Source organism: Oceanobacillus longus, from assembly GCF_042650085.1.
GTDB classification, from domain to species: domain Bacteria; phylum Bacillota; class Bacilli; order Bacillales; family Amphibacillaceae; genus Oceanobacillus; species Oceanobacillus longus.
In genome coordinates this window covers 1-16,593 of sequence record NZ_JBHSAO010000017.1, presented here as the reverse complement: position 1 = coordinate 16,593, position 16,593 = coordinate 1, and the positions used below count along the sequence as shown (strand labels likewise).

Sequence of the window (16,593 nt, the reverse complement as noted above, 5' to 3'; positions counted from 1 at the left end):
TATTGTGATAAAACTTTTTTAAAATTTAATAAAAAAGCGCTTGCATTATTTGTCGAATTGACATATTATAAATTTATAGGTAATTAGTTTGTTTAGCAAACAAATGACTTAGACATAATTTTACATTCATAAATCTAAAATATTTTTTTATTCATCAATGTAAGCGGTTTAAAATAAGGGGGAAAAATGATGTCAACATCAACGATAGGAAAAGAACAAAAATATAACACAGCGAAGTTATGGCAGATTGGCTTTTTTGCACTCAATAATACGGCAACAAATCTTTATATGTTTATTTTAACGTTCGTCTCTTATTATGCTGCAGGGGTAGCAGGTTTAACTGTTGCATTAGTAAGTATCGTGTTAACAGCAATGCGTATATTTGACGGTATAACCGACCCAGTTGTAGGTTTTATAATTGATAAAACGGAATCCAAATTTGGTAAGTTCAGACCATTAATGATTTTAGGTAACGCTATCTTAGCAACTTCGATTATACTCATGTATAGCATCACACATACGTTACCACAAGAATTTCAATTGATTTTCTTTATATTGACATATGCACTTTATGTTATTGGTTACACTTTTCAAACTGCTGTAACAAAAGCAGCGCAAACAGTATTGACGAACAGTCCAAAACAAAGACCATTGTTTTCTGTTTTTGATGGCGTTTACAACACGGTAGTATTCACGTTAGGTCAAGTTTATGTAGCATCTTACCTGATTGCAAAACACGGAGACTTTAATATGGAATTATTCGTGGAGTTAAATACACTAGCAATCATTCTAGCCGCTATTTGTACAATCCTGGCTGTAATTGGAATATCGGGTAAAGACCGGAAAGAGTTTTACGGTTTAGCAGATTTAACAGTAAATACGAGGTTTCGAGATTATTGGCCAATTCTAAAAGGAAACTTGCCATTAAAATTGCTAATAACCGCTGTAACTGCGGATAAATTAGCCTTCAGCCTCTTAAGACAATCTGTAGTTATGGTCATGATCTTTGGGATTTTAATTGGTGATTATGCGTTAAGTGGCACTATATCTATGGTTACTGTTGTACCAATCTTACTGATCACATTTATAGCTGTTGCAATTGCTAGAAAACGTGGTATGAGAAATTCATTTATAAAATCAACTTGGATTTCCTTTCTATCCTTAGTAGGGTTGGTTGTTCTCTTCTTAGTTATTAGTGACCCTACTTCCATATCTGGTAACATCGGTATTGGTATTGTACTATTTGTTATTTTATACACGCTCGCAATGGGATTTGGTGCAATACCTTCAACATTGGTAAACCCAATGATTGCAGACATTTCCGATTATGAAACTTACAAATCAGGACGCTACGTACCAGGTATGTTAGGAACACTTTTCTCCTTTGTTGATAAGTTAGTTACATCATTAGCTCCTGCTATTGTTGGCTTAGGAGTAGCACTAATTGGATTTACAGCTGAGTTCCCAACGGTTAATGATCCATTAACAACTCCTTTGTTTGGAATGACATTATTACTAGGATTTGGGCTACCAGCACTAATGTTAATTGTGTCACTTGTTGCAATGAAGTTTTATAGTTTAGATGATAAGAGAATGGAAGAAATACAAACAGAACTAGCAAGATTAAAAGCAGAAGGAAAAATTAAAGAAACTGAAGAAGATGGTAAAACAAAAGTTGTATGATAAGTAAAGTTTACTATAAAAGATCTTAATGCATAAAAACCGAACAGTGCCTGACACTGTTCGGTTTTTATGCATTCTCTCTGTAATAGGACGGAGTATAACCTGTTTCTTTCTTAAACACCCTTGTAAAGTAGGAGGAATCATCATATCCAACAATCCAGGCTATTTCTTCAATGGAGATGGTTTCGGATTTTAGCAGATACTTCGCTTTATTAATACGTAACATCTGCTGATATCCTGTAATTGTCATATTTGTTTCTTGTTTAAATTTCCGGGACAAATGACTTAGATTTGTGAATGTAAGTTCTGCTAGTTCGTTTTTATCAATTTGCTTGTCAAAGAAACTTACCAGGTGTTCGATTACCTTTTGAGTCACTTTTGAATACTTATTTAGAGCATTGCTTTGAATTACATTTGCATAATCATCAACCATTTCGTCATTTAATTGATACAGTCGGGCGATTTGATTGGTTAATTCAATTTCATATGCATATTTTTCAGAGATACGATGAATTAGTATTGGCGGAACATCCCTCTTTCTGGCGGCAGTACGTAATAACGTGTTTAAAACAATTGCCAAGTTTTTAACTCTACGTAATGGCTGATTTGGAAAACGCTCGGAAAAAGAAAGCAAAACTGGATTGGAATTCAATAGTTTTTTTGCTGCCTTTTTATCGCCAGTTTCTACGGTATGTATAAAATCTTCCTCAATCTTATATCTCATTTTAATAATTTCTGTATCTTCTTCGGCGTTCATTTTGTGGCCGCTATTTTTGTCACTACCGATCTGCTTATCCGAAGTAATCAGTTCTGGAATTTGATCTTCTTCTAATAATATTTCGAATTGTTTTAGGACGCTAGAAAAACTAAGTGCTTTTTCAACTGTTAAAATATGTAACTGATCACATACAACTCGTAAATTCTCACTTTCATGATTGGTGAGACTATATTCCCTAGATAGACCGTAAAGATTTAAAGTTGCATCTAAGTAGGGGCCAATTATAACGGTATACGCATCGTTTTTTGAAAAAGATATTCCCAAATAGTGCAATCCCCATTCGTTTATGTAAGTAAATAACTTATTAGTTTCATAGCTTATCTTCCTGGCTAAATACAGGACATCTTCTCCTTCAGAACCTGGCATAAAGTTCGGGATGGAGATTTCTTTTTGTTGAAAAGTAAATGCTTCATTTTCATCAACTACATATGTATTGAGATTTGTTATATGGTTCAGCTTTATAGCCGCAGAAATAATAGGTGCATGTATAGATTCCATTATTCGTATCCCCCTTAAAAAAGAAAGCGTTTTATGAAAACGCTATATATGTCCTGTTTTATGATGAAATAGTCCTTATAAAAATGTTTATAATTTTATTATAATAAGGATATGGAAACGATTGCAACTAATATGGAGGGTTGACGATGGAGAATATACAAACGAATCATAATCCAATCGTAGAAGAAAACAATGCAACTGGAAAAATAAGTATGAAGGAAAAACTTTCCTACGGTTTAGGTGATACAGCAAATAATTTAGCATTTTCAATGGTTACCACTTACTTAATGGTATTTTATACAGATGTTTTTGGAATCACTGCAGCTGCAGTTGGGACGTTGTTTTTAGTTGCACGCATATTGGATGCGTTTACAGATACATTTATGGGTGTAATTGTCGACCGTTTTGGAGGAAACAATCCAAATGGTAGATTTAGGCCGTTTCTGAGATGGGCGGGTATTCCACTCGTAGTGATGTCCGTATTACTATTCTTATCTCCTGACTTTTCGGATGGTGGAAAACTAGTGTATGCATATGTAACCTATATTTTATTTGGGATGGCTTATACGGTGATTAATATTCCATATGGTTCATTAGCATCTGTTATGACTAGAGATTCAGGAGATCGTTCTGCATTATCATCTTATCGTGGTTTAGGCTCTATGATTGGAATTTTTGCGGTAGGAGTACTTGTGGTCCCGATGGTTAATATGTTTCCATCTCCAAGGATAGGTTATCCTGCTGTCGTAGCAATTATGGGGGTTATCGCTTTAGTATTATATTATATCACTTATAATAATACGAGAGAGCGAATCAAACCTGTTCAATCAGCTAAACCAGAAAAAATAAATATTAAAATGATTACTAGAATTTTGAAAAATGGTCCGTTTCTAGCACTTTGCGGTATGTCATTTTTTGTTTTAGCAGCAATGTGGATCAATCAATCAGTAGGTATGTATTATTTTACGTATGTTTTAGGAAACCAAATGTTATTTCCGATATTTAATATGATAAATATCGCGGCAATGGTCATTCTTGTTATGTTCATACCAAAACTTACTGTTAAATATGGCAAGAAGAAACTCTCGCTATTTGGATTTTTACTGGGTGCAGTAGCGTTCGGTTTACTATTTATTGTTCCAATACATGAAGTAACGGTTATTGTTTTGCTTGTGATGGGTATGACGGGGATTACACTGCCAAACATGCTGATGTGGGCTTTTGTGTCAGATGTTATCGATTATGGTGAGTGGAAATCTGGATACAGGCAAGAAGGTACAACCTATTCTTTGTATAGCTTTATGCGTAAAGTATCTCAGGCAATAGCAGGATTCGTTGCAGCAATGGGACTTACAGTGATCGGATATATTCCAAATGTAGTTCAAAGCCCAGATACCATCTTAGGTCTGGAAATATTAATGGTCCTCCTCCCTGCAATCGCATGTCTTATAAGCTTTATTGTATTTAAATTCGGTTACCACCTTTCCGATGAAAAAGTAGCAGGTATCGCAGCAGATCTTGATGCGAAACAATAGGTCACAAAACGACTCCCCTTTTCTTAGAGGGAGTCGTTTTTTTTGCTAGGTAAGAAAGTATAAACTTTTTCTCAGCAAATAATTCTCCCACATAAACGGCCGCGTTCAGCTCCAGCGCCCAGGGACTACCGAGACTTCCTTCACCTCCGTACGATAAGTCAACATCGACTCCCTCCGGTCGCCGTGTTTCCTTTATCTCCTACGCCTCAGTCCAGTCCGTAGTCCCTAAACGGGCGCTTGCGCTTTTGTTCATAGATACAATTTTGAACAAGGTTATCGATAATGTTACTATCAATGTAAAACAAACGATAAATCTAAGGAGGAGAAGTGAAACAAGATGGAAATCCAACAGTTATACTCAAAAGATTACGACCAAATTTTTAGGTTATCTCAATTTGCTTTTCAGTATAAGCTTACAGAAGAAGCTTTGATTAAAAAGAAAGAAGAGGCAGACCGGCATATCATATGGGGATGGATGGATAAGGAAAGGCTTGCAGCAAAGCTCCATTTAATCCCGCTGTCCGTTTATATAAATGGTAAAACATTTAAAATGGGAGGAATCAGTTCGGTATCTACATGGCCGGAGTATCGTAGAAATGGAATGGTAAAGCAACTTCTTTCACATGCTTTAAATCATATGAAGGAAAATGGTCAAATGGTTTCCTATTTACATCCTTTTTCTGTTCCTTTTTATCGCAAATTTGGCTGGGAAATTGCTTTTAATGAAAAACATTATACAATCCCAACGGAAAAGCTGCAAAGAAATTGGGAGGCGGATGGGTATGTTCGAAGAGTCGAAGCAGATATCGAACTTCTTCATCCTATTTATAGTGAGTTTGCATTGAAATTCAATGGTATGCTTACCCGTGATAAAAAATGGTGGGAACAGCGTATTTTGACGGAAGATGAGCTGGTAGCTGTTTGTTATAATACAAACGATGAAGCAGATGGATATATGATCTACACGGTAAAAGATAATCTACTACAAGTAGAAGAACTTGTTTATAATTCGTTAAATAGCTGGAAGCTGCTGCTTGAGTTTATTGCTAATCACGACTCGATGGCAAAAGAAGTTAAAATGACCGTTTCTGAGAATGATAACCTGCCATTATTGGTCAATGAGCCAAGATTTAAACAGGAAAATGCTCCTTATTTCATGGCGCGTATTGTGGACGTGTTGGCATTCCTAAAAGAATTTCCATTTGAACAAGTTCCAGGCACTTCGCTAGTTATCCATGTGGAGGATATCTTTCTACCAGAAAATGGTGGATTCTATTGGATTAATCAAATGAATGGTAATACAAGGGTATCTCATCAGCATGATAATTCAACAGAAATGGTTGACATAAGTTGCACGGTTCAACAGCTTGCAGCACTGTTATTTGGATACAAGCGACCCCTGGAATTTTATAGAGCAGGACTTATCCAAGGCAATGATGAAACGATGGTACATCTGGAAAAACTTATTCCTGATAGACAAACATTTTTTTCGGATTTCTTCTAATAGGACTAATAGCTCGTTATTACGAAAAAATTCAAAATTTATAGTATTTCTACAAATTCTGCGTTAAAATTAAGACAATAGGGTAAGTAGAAAAGGGATGTAGCATATGACATATCATGTTCACTTATTTAAAATTCTTTTTTCAATGGAAGACGATTTATTCAGGATACAAAAAGCCGAACGAATTCAAAACTTATGGAAAGTAAATACGATACTCATTCTTTCGGCAATTGGGCTATATGCTTGGATGGCATTTCTTGGATTGGGTTCAGAAAGTATATCCAGTATCGCAGTTTCCCTAACACAGCCGGCATATGAAACTAGTAAACTATGGTTCATGATAGGGAGAGCACTCTATGGCTTGGTGTTTGCAATGTTTATCTTGTTTGTACCGAGTCTTTTACTTTATCTTTTAACGGGAATTCCGTATAAGAAACTAATTATTATGCAACAGGTCGTACTAGTAGTTATCTTGTTGGAAAGAGTTTTATGGGTTCCAATTGTAATCTTTTCCGGTCTGAACTGGCAGGTATCTCCACTATCCTTTGGAATAATTGCTTCCTACATAACAGAAATACCATGGATGATTTACTTTTTTGGAGCGATAACGTTATTTCAGTTGTGGATTATCTGGTTTCAGGTCAAATATATAACGTCGTTGTCAGAAATGAAAAAACCGTTGATCTGGATTAATGTAGTATTATTGCATTTCCTTGGCTGGTGTCTTACTGCGCTTACCGCTTTTACTGATTCATACATATTAAGTGGGTGGTTCGGATGAGGATGAAGAGAATAATCCAGGTATTAATAGTTATATTTATTGGAGTCAATTTTCTTCTTGTATATCTTGATGATGAAGGGAAAATTGATAGAACAGCATATATTAATAATTGGTCAGAAAGCTTTGAGACAGATATTGTGGAAAAAATGTACAAACCCGGTGTACTTAAGGCAGCCGGTGAGGAACATATTTATTTTGATGAAAATCTTGGTAGCTTTCAAGCGTTTTTAGTAGAAGAGGGAACTTCAATTAATACTGGGGATCCACTTTATACCTACCTCGTCGATAATTATTATGAGGCCGAAGCCAACCTGATGAATCAAATGGAGCAGATTAACGGGGAGATTGCAGCAATTGAAACAGCAATTTCACAAATGGAAATGTATCAGCTCCCCTTGAATGCGACTGGAGAGCCGAGTACATTTACTCTGACAGAAGAACAACTTGAAGTCGAGTTTTCACAGACTTCCATTGATGCAGAACTGATAAAGCAACAATATATGGTAGAAAAAGAAAAGGAATTATCCCAAAAAAGGGCACAACTGGAGGCGTATCAAAACCAATTAACAGACTTGCAGACTTCAGGAGATACGATAACAGTAGGAAGCCCTTATGCAGGTATAATAACGGATATAAACGAAACCCTGGGTAATCCGGTGGTCACCATTCAAAATGCAGACTTGCAAGTAGTTGGGGAATTAACGGAAAAAGAACGAACACAAATGCAACCGGGTCTCGATGCGGAAGTTCAAGTTGAGGAGATGAGTCTGAAGCTGGATGGGACGGTTCAAGAAGTAAGTGACACGCCAATATCTATTGAAATTGGAAGTGAGAGTATTTACCCTTTCCAAATCGCTTTTAATGAAGATTCGGAAGTGGAGGAATTGCTTCCTGGTTATCATGCCGATATTGCCATCGTAATGGAAAAATCACTAGGTGCAACTGCACTCTATGAGGAAGCTATTTTTACATCATCTGTGTGGAAAATGACAAATGAAGGGAAACTTGTCAAACAGAATATTGAAACCGGATTATATGTAGATAGTTTGGTGGAACTTGTTGATGGAGTAGAAACCGGTGACTGGGTTGCTGTCGATCCACCAAGTTTGTTCCACGACGGAGCAGATTTCATTACACCATTACAAGTAAAAGAGATAACAAAGTATTCCTTTTCAGATGATAATTGGGCCGAAAACTTGATGACAGGTTTATTGTCCAGATAAAAGAGGTCGGCCCAATGCCGACCTCTTTGTTTTCTTATACTCAACTTTTGCACCAATAAAATAAGTTTGAACAGTTAGCCGGATTAAACTTAGGATGTTTCTAATAATCATCTTGCTAACCTTAATAAGAAAAAGGTTGTTTTCTAAAGGCTATTTTCTGTTTATTGCTTTTAATGATTGCAGAGTTGAGACAAACTGCGAACTTACTACTAGTTGATATCCAAAATCGTGTGCTTCTATCGCCGTCCGGGATTGCTCTGGGCGGATGCTTTCCGCGGGCACGGCCTCAGCCTCCTCGAGAAGACCACTCTGCGGGGTCTTCGGACACGTGCTTTTCCCGCAGGAGTCACCGCCCAGAGCGGTCGCCGAAGTTTCTGCATACCGATGGAAACCAACCAGCAGTTACTTCTTAGTTTATATAAAAGATGCTGGTCAAAAATCAACAAATTAACGAAAAGTACCTTATTTAGACTGGGCAGTGCAAATAGTTAATTCAAAGTCAACTGGAGCAGTGTATCATGAGTCTTCCTAATTATACTAAGGCTTATTTGTCCATTTTGCTCTGCGAAAGTCGCGTTATATATTTGCAGCTTTATGAAGTTCTGTGTCTTGTCCTATTTCTTTTTTATGATACATCACATTAACGATGGCTCCAATCATCAGGATCATGCCGGTAAGGAAGAACCAAATCATTAAAACAATAATACCTCCAAGACTGCCGTACGTAGCAGAATAGTTTCCAAAATTGCTTATATAGATAGAAAACCCAATTGAAATAACTTGCCAAAGGATACTCGCTGTCAATGCTCCTGGAATAATATGCTTGAAAGGTATTTTCTTATTAGGAGCAAAGCGGTAAAGCATTAATAATAACGCAGTAATAACGATGATACTAATGACATATCTAAGGATTTGGAGTAAGATGGTCATCTCTGAACTTATTCCAAGGAAAGATGTAATAAATCCGAGTATGACATCTCCAAATACAGGAAGCAAAATGGCAATAACAACAGCTAGTATCATTCCCAGTGTTAGACCGAATGCTATCAAACGAACAACGATAAAGGACCTGCTTTCCTCCACATCATAGGCCTCATTTGATGCTTTTATAAAAGCGTTAATACCATTCGAAGCAGACCACAATGCACCGATAATACCGACTGTGAGCAATCCACCTCTAGGAGTTTCAACGAGACCTACGATATTATCTTCAAAGACAGAAGCTAATTCTCCGGGCAGGATGGACGTGACGAATCCCATCGCATCATCCGGACTAATATTGAAGTATGGAATAATTGCAAATGCTACGATTAATAAAGGGAAAATGGACAATAGAAAATAATATGCAAGTGAAGCCGCAAGTAATGTCACATTATCTTCTTTGAATCTTTCCATGAAATTTTTTAAGAAATTTTTAACCTTAGCCATGATAAACCTCCATCATAAAAACATTTACTCTGTCTATACCCTGGTATGATAGAAATCAATCTTATTAACGAAGAAGTGGAAAACGTTTTATTTATGGGGGCAGGTGGTATAATATTATCAAAAGGGAGGGTTTTACATATGGATATCATTTATGTGGGTGTTCTATTATGCTCAATTGCTTTTGCGATTGTAGTCATCTATATATCCTTGGTACTGAAACGGCTTGCAGATACGATGAAATCACTTGGTACATCAGTAGGCGAACTGGAGAAGGAACTGAATTATATTACACCCCAGCTAACGCAAACCGTGCGTGAGACAGATAAACTTGTTGATGACATTGGAGAAAAGATCAGGGCTACAGACAGCCTGTTTGATTCGGTAGAAGAAATCGGGGTTACAGTCAATTCTCTAAATGAAGTGTACAGTCAAAAGAGCAAAGGCCTATCCGATGTAGAATTGGAAAAGAAAATGAAACCTTTCGTAGGAGGTATTACGTGGAGTGAAGCAGCTGTTCAAATTTACTCCAAATGGAAAGCAACAAAGCGGACGAGTAAGAATGAATTAATGGTTCAACAAACAAATGTTGTGCCGGTAAATACTGGAAGAGAGGGATAGAGATGACTTTAGTTGGTATTGGAGTATTACTAATAGGAGTGGCATTTATTATTTTGGCAATATTTATTGGACATGCTCTGAATAACCTGGCAGGCGTGCTAAGTGGTATTGATAAAACTGTAAAGCAGCTTCCGAATCAATTGGATAATGTTTTTAAAGAAACTGGTAACATGATTAGTGAGAGTAACAATACATTGGCAGATGTAAATGACAAACTTCATCAATTAAGCCCATTATTTTATATTGTAGGAGACGTAGGAAGCGCAACAAGAAAATTTTCTTCCTCATTGGTTGATGTGACAGACTCTATGAAAACAAAAACAGATGGTGGAAAAGAAGTTTCAGACGGGAATAAACTCGGGGGTCTCTATGGATCATTTGCTTTAGGCTATTACTGGCTGAAAAAACGTCAAGAAATGAAGGTAGCACAAGGGGAATCAGCAAATGGAAACCGATAAGAAAGAGAACTCATCACTGATAGCCGGTGCTATTGGAGGATTTACTATCGGATGGGTAGTAAAAACGTATCTTTCCAACCAGCAGCAATTGGAAGAACATCGATCAGTCATTCAGCGACTTAAAGATTTTGAAACTAATTTATATGAAGACGGGAAAAAGCGTGCAAATGTTATTGAAGGTATCAAACAGGAAGTAAATAGTAAAACCTAATTATAATTTGTTGCACTTATGCAGATAGAAAAGTATTATACTTTCCTATCTGCAAAAAGGTCAGCCGTCGATGGCTGACCTTTTTTGTAATACGATTTATATATTTATTGTATTTTCTTCGTTTTTCATTTCCTTATTCTTCTGAAAAAGAATATATCCAAGCGTTAATGCTCCATAAAAACCTTCTAGATTTTTCCGTGTAGCAAAGTCATTTCCATTCTGTGTATTTACTTTCATATCATCGACTGCATTCACCATCGTTGTAGTCAATTGGTTGGTTGCTCTGCCAGCATCTCCTACGATATGAAATAGTGGGCTCAACTCTTTGACCTGGTTATTTACCTGATAAAGAGTTTCAACACTCGTACTCATGGTTTTCGTTGCTTGTAATGTTATTTCATCGACTGTTTTCGGTAATTCATCGGTTGTTTTTTGAAGGCTGCTGAAAACACCTGCCAAATTATTAAGCGGCTTGATAAGAAAAACAACCAAAGCCATAAACGCAATTCCGATGATAATTAGACCAATACCTACCCAAATCATTCTGTCACTTCCCTCCAAATTTCCTATTTCTCTTCTAATACCACTTCTGTATTTTTAATAAACGTTTCTTGCATATTAGCATACCACAAATGGGGAGTCATAATCCTGTATCTTGTCCCATAAATTGAATAAGAGAATATACTTAAGGGGCGGATCAAATGGGTCGTGGGAAGAAGATGATGTACTGGTTACTTGGAGCTTTTCTCTTAGCTTTCTTAATTCAATTTCCTCTAAGTCAAAGTGAGTTTAATACGAACAATGCATGGTCACTTCCACTATCCGGGAAAACAATCGTACTAGACCCGGGACACGGCGGACCTGACGGGGGAGCGGTTGGAGCAGATGAAACTTTAGAAAAGGATATAGCACTTGAAGTTGCAAAAATGCTGCAAAAGTATTTGCAACAAAATGGAGCACTTGTTTATTTGACGAGAGAAGAGGATAAAGACCTTGCAGATGAAAGTACAAAGGGTCTAGCTAGAAGGAAAGCAGAGGATATCCGTAATCGCCTGGAGTTTATTGAAGATAAGAATCCAGATTTCTTTTTGACTTTACATTTAAATGCATTGCCTTCATCTCAGTGGAGAGGAGCGCAAACGTTTTACTATCCTGAATTTGAAGAAAGTAAGCATCTAGCGAAAATGATACAGGATGAGATTATTCGTAATATGGAAAACACAAATCGTTCTCCATTGGTGATAAATGGAATTTATTTACTGAAACATGCCAATGCTCCGGGGGCTCTTTTGGAAATTGGCTTTTTATCGAATGTTGAAGAAAGAGAATTGCTTAAACAGGAAGACTACCAGCGTAGGATGGCAGCAAGTATTTATGAAGGAATTTTGAGGTATTTGACCGAGGATGTAGATGAGGAGGATTGAAAACGTAACCATAGTTCATATCACTTAGAATTTATACGAATTATGTTATACTAACAGATGGAGTATAAAGATAAGGGATGGTGACTTACAATGCTAAAGCAAGAGGAAGTTGTTCAACTGCTTAATCCTGTTAAAGATCCTTTTTTACATACAACACTGGAAGAAACTGGTGGAATTACAAATGTAACGATTAAGGAAGATAAGAAGCATGTCAGTGTCAAAATTGGCATTTCTAAGACAAATACTGCGGAGCAGATGGAATTGCAGCAGGAAATTGTCGGTATTTTAAAAAGAAACGGTGCCAATACGGTAGGTTTACGTTTTGAACCGTTACCCGATGAAGTTATTCAAAAATATCAGCCAGCTGCCGAAGAGGCACAAGCAGAATCATTGATGGGTGGTAACTCGAATACAAAATTTATCGCAATTGCTAGTGGTAAGGGTGGTGTAGGTAAATCGACGGTTACCGTTAACCTTGCAGTAGCTCTGATGCGACTTGGTAAAAAAGTAGGTATTATTGATGCCGATATCTATGGATTCAGTGTTCCAGACATGATGGGTGTGGAAGAACGGCCGGTTGTACGTGGTGAAAAGATTATTCCGGTTGAACGCTTTGGTGTACAGGTAATATCAATGGGTTTCTTTGTAGAGGATAACTCACCAATCATCTGGCGTGGACCAATGCTAGGTAAAATGATTAACAGCTTCTTTTCAGAAGTAGAATGGGGCGATTTGGACTATCTGCTCTTGGATCTACCACCAGGTACTGGAGATATTGCAATGGATGTCCATGAACTTCTGCCAACATGTAAAGAAATCATTGTAACAACTCCGCACCCTACAGCTGCATTTGTAGCGGCTAGGGCAGGACAAATGGCAATAAAGGCAGACCATGAAATTTTAGGTGTTGTTGAAAACATGGCCTACTTTGAAAGTAAAAAGACTGGTGAAAAAGAATTTGTATTTGGTGAGGGCGGCGGTACGAAGCTAGCTGAGGTTTTGAAAACAAAAGTACTTGGTCAGTTACCGATTCAACAGCCTTACGAAGAAGAGGGTGTATTTGCACCTTCTGTTTATCAGGAGGATCATCCAAATGGTAAGCAATTCCACAAAATTGCAGCAAAAGTCATCGCAAAAATGGAAGAATAGGGAAGAGGGCATCCTAAATGGGGTGCCCTCTTCTTATTCATGAGATGGTCAGAAGCATTATTGTCCTCCGCTGTCACCACCTGATTCTTCACCACCGCCACCTTCACTACCACCGGTGCCACCACCTGATTCACCACTGCCACCTTCTTCTTTCTTACTTTGTTCTTCAGCAGCTTTCAACAATATTTCCTGTATTTTTGCCTGAAACAAAGGAGTTTCCAGTGTTTGAGTGATTGTCTCTTCCAAATGTGACTTGAATTGCTGACTCTTTAGAAGACTAAGCATTTGGTCTGTAATTTCAGGGTTTTTCATTAGTTCTAGCATTTGTTTCTGATATTCCGCATCGTTCATAAGATCTTTCATTAGTTTCTTTTGTTCTTCCGACATGGATTTTGCATAACCCTCGACAAACTTCGGATCTTCAAATAAAGTCGTCCACATTTCTTTGCCCTTTTCTGAAACAAGGGTTTCATTAATGGCTGATTTTACCACGTCGGATTGGATGACCAATTCCTGTTTTACTTTTTCATCTTTCAGTATTTCTGTTAATGCTTTCTTACCATCTTCTGTCTGTAATATATCAACGACCATTTTCTTCGTTGTTTCATAATCCCCCTCTTTACCGGCGGTGTTCTCACCATTACAAGCAGCAAGCAAAGTAAAGGATATTCCAAGGAGTGTAATAAATACAAAACGTTTCATTAGGTATTGTACCTCCTTCCTATATCCTTTAATATGAGTGACAAATTTATAAAATATTCACTTCTTAGGGGAAAATTAATGTACTTCATGATAAAATACCAACTATAGAAGACGTACATCGCAAAAGTGTTAATTGTTGGGGATATTAGGAGGATTTATATTGACTAGTCGTAAATTGGTAAATTTCTTGTTCAAAACATTTATGATCGGAGGTATTACTGGTCTCATCATTAGTTTTTTCATTAAATCGGAGGATTACGCTAATTACATAAGCCCGTTCGATTTTATAGAGGTTCTAGGCCTTGTTTTATTTTTTATTGGTCTAGGATTAACTTTCAGTGTCGTTAGTATGACCGGCTTTTTTGCATATTTATTTATTCACCGTATGGGGTTGAACCTATTTCGTTCGTTTTGGCCTACAGTCCAGGTGTTACTGATCGCATTTGTACTCTTTGACTTGGTTTATTTCCCATACCAAGCTACAAATGGCGAGGTGGCCGTATATTGGTATATTCTCATGGCTGCAGCTTTACTCGCTGTTGGTTGGATTGTTGCTAAGCGAAAAGCAAAAGAAACAAATAAGCATGCTTTTATTCCAGCCTTATTTTTTATGGTTGTCATTACTACTGTGGAATGGGTACCTGGATTACAGGTGGAAGGTACGGATTATGCATGGCTAATGGTTGCTCCATTGCTGGCATGTAATACCTACCAATTACTTACACTACATCGAATCACGAAGTCTGACGAGGCAACACAGAGTGAAAATCAAAAAGGTACAAAAGCACCTAAAAAGCAAGCAGGTGCCAAAAAAGCATAAAATGATACCTCTGGGCCACCAATGGTACAGAGGTATTTTATTTCAAGTTAGAATTATTATTCAATAATCTTTGTTTCTGCATGCGCCTGGTTAATCAATTCTGAAATGCTAACTAATTGAAAGCCTTTGTTCTTCAGGCCAGGTATGATTGTTTTTAAAGCATCTGCAGTTTGCTTGGCAGCATCTGAGGCATGCAGCAAAATGATGTCGCCATTCGTTGTATCTTTCATCACCGTATCAACGATTTTAGTTGTACCAGGGTTTTCCCAGTCATTAGGGTTAATATTCCAATGAATCACTTCAAATTCCAACCCCTCTGCAAGTTCAATGATTTCTTCGTTAAAATGACCATTTGGTGTTCGCAGCAGATTTACATCTTCGTAACCCAGTTTCTTAAAAATGTCCCTTGCATAAAGAAGATCTTTCCTCACTTGATCAATCTCCTGATCCAGGTAACTTTTATAACGATAACCTAACATTCCTAATTCATGCTGTCCTTCTGTTATTTTTTCAAGAATCTCCGGATGACGTTCAGCCCACTCTCCACTAACAAAGAAGGTGGCTTGCACTTGCTCATTTTTAAGCTGATCCAATATATCCAATGCCTTTTCTTCACCCCAACTAATATTAAATGTTAATGCAATATTTGGTTCATCTGCATTTCCTTTTGATAAAGCGACAGGACGATCATTTGAGAAAACTGAAAAAACCATATCCTTTTGAGTCCAAAATAAGAGGGCAGTGACAAATGCAAATCCAATTAGTAACCAACTTCTTCTTTTCTTAAGTCCTATTACATAAAAATGATCCATGTATTTTTCCTCCCATTATTCAGTAGTTCTAACATTATATTTATGATAAAGGTAAAGAAATATGAACAAGCCTTCCAAAGGATGAAAAACTTTAAAATAAAATCTTCAGGGAAAAAATGATGAAAATGGATGAAAAATGTAGGAATGAGGGAATAGTAAATTTACTAACCGATTTTCTAATGTTTGGAAGTCCCTATATATTACTTAGAATTAATTCTGACAATAACCGACAAAATCCTCTTTTACTGACGAATGAATGTGGTGTAACCTTCTAAGGGAAAATATATATTAACGGGAATGTGTATTGTGAGAGAATTATTCTCTACTTTCAAATAGGAATTTACGAATGGAATTAGAATTATCGAATTTAGATTAGAGAACGCATGAGGTGAATAATATGCTGGGATTGTTAATCAATGAAATGGAACAAAAAGAAATAGAGTATCTATTAAAGAGAGAACTTGAAGAATTATTGATGGATTTAGAAGACAGTAGGATTGATCATATGGTGAAAAGAGCAATGAGAGAAAGGTATCGAACTCTGTTTCAATTATTAAGACGTGTAGCAAGTGAGCAGGATTGTATGAAGTATATTCCGAAACGTAGAGAAAACACATAAGATTTATAATCCCTAATTTCAAACACAATTATTCTTGAAGTTGGGGATTATATCATTCTCTTGGTAAGTACTAGCTTTACAAGATATAAGAAATACTAATTTAATTAATTTATGATTTTCTATTGCTCTTGGGAATAATTTATGATATATTAATTTCTGTTGTCGATTTATGAAACAACTTCGAGAAAAAAGAAGCAAAATATTTCATAAAACATATTGACAACAACTAAGATGCGTGTTATATTATATCTTGTCGCAAAAAACGACAAAAAGAAAAAATTGATCTTTGAAAACTGAACAAAACAACCAGTATGTCACAGAAAAGAAAACTTGTTTTTCTTTCTAAAACA

The 16,593-nt window shown here is 36.7% G+C and carries 17 protein-coding genes; 12 read left to right on the top strand and 5 right to left on the bottom strand.

Annotated features, from left to right (window positions below; genetic code table 11):
• The first annotated feature begins 189 nt into the window (after positions 1-189).
• Positions 190-1,683, top strand: a complete 1,494-nt coding sequence (locus tag ACFOUV_RS17645) for an MFS transporter (RefSeq protein WP_379498101.1) — start codon at positions 190-192, stop codon at positions 1,681-1,683.
• Positions 1,684-1,750: 67 nt separating this feature from the next.
• Here ACFOUV_RS17645 and ACFOUV_RS17640 read toward each other — a convergent pair whose 3' ends face one another.
• Complete coding sequence (locus tag ACFOUV_RS17640) at positions 1,751-2,959, bottom strand: helix-turn-helix domain-containing protein (RefSeq protein ID WP_379498100.1); 1,209 nt, start codon at positions 2,957-2,959, stop codon at positions 1,751-1,753.
• A 146-nt stretch (positions 2,960-3,105) separates the two neighbouring features.
• Between ACFOUV_RS17640 and ACFOUV_RS17635 the strand changes: the two genes are divergently transcribed.
• The 4 genes from ACFOUV_RS17635 (at position 3,106) to ACFOUV_RS17620 (ending at position 8,002) form a co-directional block, all read left to right on the top strand.
• On the top strand, positions 3,106-4,494 hold the full coding sequence (locus ACFOUV_RS17635; protein WP_379498099.1) for a glycoside-pentoside-hexuronide (GPH):cation symporter: 1,389 nt from the start codon (positions 3,106-3,108) through the stop codon (positions 4,492-4,494).
• 337 nt (positions 4,495-4,831) lie between these two features.
• Positions 4,832-5,998: a GNAT family N-acetyltransferase gene (locus ACFOUV_RS17630; protein WP_379498098.1), complete on the top strand. Its 1,167-nt coding sequence runs from the start codon at positions 4,832-4,834 to the stop codon at positions 5,996-5,998.
• A 106-nt stretch (positions 5,999-6,104) separates the two neighbouring features.
• Positions 6,105-6,779, top strand: coding sequence for a hypothetical protein (locus ACFOUV_RS17625; RefSeq protein ID WP_379498097.1), 675 nt, complete (start codon positions 6,105-6,107; stop codon positions 6,777-6,779).
• A gap of 2 nt (positions 6,780-6,781) precedes the next feature.
• Positions 6,782-8,002, top strand: coding sequence for an efflux RND transporter periplasmic adaptor subunit (locus ACFOUV_RS17620; RefSeq protein WP_379498096.1), 1,221 nt, complete (start codon positions 6,782-6,784; stop codon positions 8,000-8,002).
• Between the two features lie 576 nt (positions 8,003-8,578).
• Here ACFOUV_RS17620 and ACFOUV_RS17615 read toward each other — a convergent pair.
• Entirely contained in the window at positions 8,579-9,430 is an 852-nt protein-coding gene (locus ACFOUV_RS17615) for a YihY/virulence factor BrkB family protein (protein WP_379498095.1), read from the bottom strand.
• 138 nt (positions 9,431-9,568) lie between these two features.
• On the opposite strand from ACFOUV_RS17615, the gene ACFOUV_RS17610 reads away from it, so the two are divergent.
• Genes ACFOUV_RS17610 through ACFOUV_RS17600 form a run of 3 tightly spaced genes read left to right on the top strand, consistent with a single transcriptional unit; the run spans position 9,569 to position 10,717 of the window.
• Positions 9,569-10,048 (top strand): DUF948 domain-containing protein, encoded by a 480-nt coding sequence (locus ACFOUV_RS17610; protein ID WP_379498094.1) that lies wholly within the window; start codon positions 9,569-9,571, stop codon positions 10,046-10,048.
• A gap of 2 nt (positions 10,049-10,050) precedes the next feature.
• The gene (locus ACFOUV_RS17605) at positions 10,051-10,506 is read left to right on the top strand and encodes a DUF948 domain-containing protein (protein ID WP_379498093.1); all 456 of its coding nucleotides are present in this window, start codon (positions 10,051-10,053) and stop codon (positions 10,504-10,506) included.
• Complete coding sequence (locus ACFOUV_RS17600) at positions 10,493-10,717, top strand: hypothetical protein (protein WP_379498092.1); 225 nt, start codon at positions 10,493-10,495, stop codon at positions 10,715-10,717. The genes ACFOUV_RS17605 and ACFOUV_RS17600 overlap by 14 nt, the downstream gene beginning before the upstream one ends.
• A gap of 96 nt (positions 10,718-10,813) precedes the next feature.
• On the opposite strand, the gene ACFOUV_RS17595 is transcribed toward ACFOUV_RS17600, so the two are convergent.
• On the bottom strand, positions 10,814-11,260 hold the full coding sequence (locus ACFOUV_RS17595) for a DUF948 domain-containing protein (protein ID WP_379498091.1): 447 nt from the start codon (positions 11,258-11,260) through the stop codon (positions 10,814-10,816).
• A gap of 158 nt (positions 11,261-11,418) precedes the next feature.
• Between ACFOUV_RS17595 and cwlD the strand changes: the two genes are divergently transcribed.
• Both cwlD and ACFOUV_RS17585 read left to right on the top strand, forming a co-directional pair.
• Complete coding sequence (gene cwlD / locus ACFOUV_RS17590; RefSeq protein ID WP_379498090.1) at positions 11,419-12,141, top strand: N-acetylmuramoyl-L-alanine amidase CwlD; 723 nt, start codon at positions 11,419-11,421, stop codon at positions 12,139-12,141.
• 90 nt (positions 12,142-12,231) lie between these two features.
• Complete coding sequence (locus ACFOUV_RS17585; protein WP_379498089.1) at positions 12,232-13,290, top strand: Mrp/NBP35 family ATP-binding protein; 1,059 nt, start codon at positions 12,232-12,234, stop codon at positions 13,288-13,290.
• A gap of 57 nt (positions 13,291-13,347) precedes the next feature.
• Here the strand turns inward: ACFOUV_RS17585 and gerD are convergent, their stop codons facing one another.
• Complete coding sequence (gene gerD / locus ACFOUV_RS17580; protein WP_379498088.1) at positions 13,348-13,992, bottom strand: spore germination lipoprotein GerD; 645 nt, start codon at positions 13,990-13,992, stop codon at positions 13,348-13,350.
• A 160-nt stretch (positions 13,993-14,152) separates the two neighbouring features.
• On the opposite strand from gerD, the gene ACFOUV_RS17575 reads away from it, so the two are divergent.
• A complete protein-coding gene (locus ACFOUV_RS17575; protein ID WP_379498087.1) occupies positions 14,153-14,812 on the top strand; it encodes a KinB-signaling pathway activation protein in 660 nt (219 codons plus the stop codon).
• 56 nt (positions 14,813-14,868) lie between these two features.
• On the opposite strand, the gene pdaB is transcribed toward ACFOUV_RS17575, so the two are convergent.
• Complete coding sequence (gene pdaB, locus ACFOUV_RS17570; protein ID WP_379498086.1) at positions 14,869-15,624, bottom strand: polysaccharide deacetylase family sporulation protein PdaB; 756 nt, start codon at positions 15,622-15,624, stop codon at positions 14,869-14,871.
• 397 nt (positions 15,625-16,021) lie between these two features.
• Between pdaB and ACFOUV_RS17565 the strand changes: the two genes are divergently transcribed.
• Positions 16,022-16,243 carry a hypothetical protein gene (locus ACFOUV_RS17565; RefSeq protein WP_379498085.1) on the top strand — a complete coding sequence of 74 codons (222 nt, stop codon included), beginning with the start codon at positions 16,022-16,024 and terminating at the stop codon, positions 16,241-16,243.
• Positions 16,244-16,593 lie beyond the last annotated feature (350 nt).

Bases quoted from the DNA above. Each gene is read 5' to 3' on its own strand.
- ACFOUV_RS17645 (WP_379498101.1), top strand. From the start codon at position 190: ATGTCAACATCAACGATAGGAAAAGAACAAAAATATAACACAGCGAAG.
- ACFOUV_RS17640 (WP_379498100.1), bottom strand. From the start codon at position 2,959: ATGGAATCTATACATGCACCTATTATTTCTGCGGCTATAAAGCTGAAC.
- ACFOUV_RS17635 (WP_379498099.1), top strand. From the start codon at position 3,106: ATGGAGAATATACAAACGAATCATAATCCAATCGTAGAAGAAAACAAT.
- ACFOUV_RS17630 (WP_379498098.1), top strand. From the start codon at position 4,832: ATGGAAATCCAACAGTTATACTCAAAAGATTACGACCAAATTTTTAGG.
- ACFOUV_RS17625 (WP_379498097.1), top strand. From the start codon at position 6,105: ATGACATATCATGTTCACTTATTTAAAATTCTTTTTTCAATGGAAGAC.
- ACFOUV_RS17620 (WP_379498096.1), top strand. From the start codon at position 6,782: ATGAAGAGAATAATCCAGGTATTAATAGTTATATTTATTGGAGTCAAT.
- ACFOUV_RS17615 (WP_379498095.1), bottom strand. From the start codon at position 9,430: ATGGCTAAGGTTAAAAATTTCTTAAAAAATTTCATGGAAAGATTCAAA.
- ACFOUV_RS17610 (WP_379498094.1), top strand. From the start codon at position 9,569: ATGGATATCATTTATGTGGGTGTTCTATTATGCTCAATTGCTTTTGCG.
- ACFOUV_RS17605 (WP_379498093.1), top strand. From the start codon at position 10,051: ATGACTTTAGTTGGTATTGGAGTATTACTAATAGGAGTGGCATTTATT.
- ACFOUV_RS17600 (WP_379498092.1), top strand. From the start codon at position 10,493: ATGGAAACCGATAAGAAAGAGAACTCATCACTGATAGCCGGTGCTATT.
- ACFOUV_RS17595 (WP_379498091.1), bottom strand. From the start codon at position 11,260: ATGATTTGGGTAGGTATTGGTCTAATTATCATCGGAATTGCGTTTATG.
- cwlD (WP_379498090.1), top strand. From the start codon at position 11,419: ATGGGTCGTGGGAAGAAGATGATGTACTGGTTACTTGGAGCTTTTCTC.
- ACFOUV_RS17585 (WP_379498089.1), top strand. From the start codon at position 12,232: ATGCTAAAGCAAGAGGAAGTTGTTCAACTGCTTAATCCTGTTAAAGAT.
- gerD (WP_379498088.1), bottom strand. From the start codon at position 13,992: ATGAAACGTTTTGTATTTATTACACTCCTTGGAATATCCTTTACTTTG.
- pdaB (WP_379498086.1), bottom strand. From the start codon at position 15,624: ATGGATCATTTTTATGTAATAGGACTTAAGAAAAGAAGAAGTTGGTTA.
- ACFOUV_RS17565 (WP_379498085.1), top strand. From the start codon at position 16,022: ATGCTGGGATTGTTAATCAATGAAATGGAACAAAAAGAAATAGAGTAT.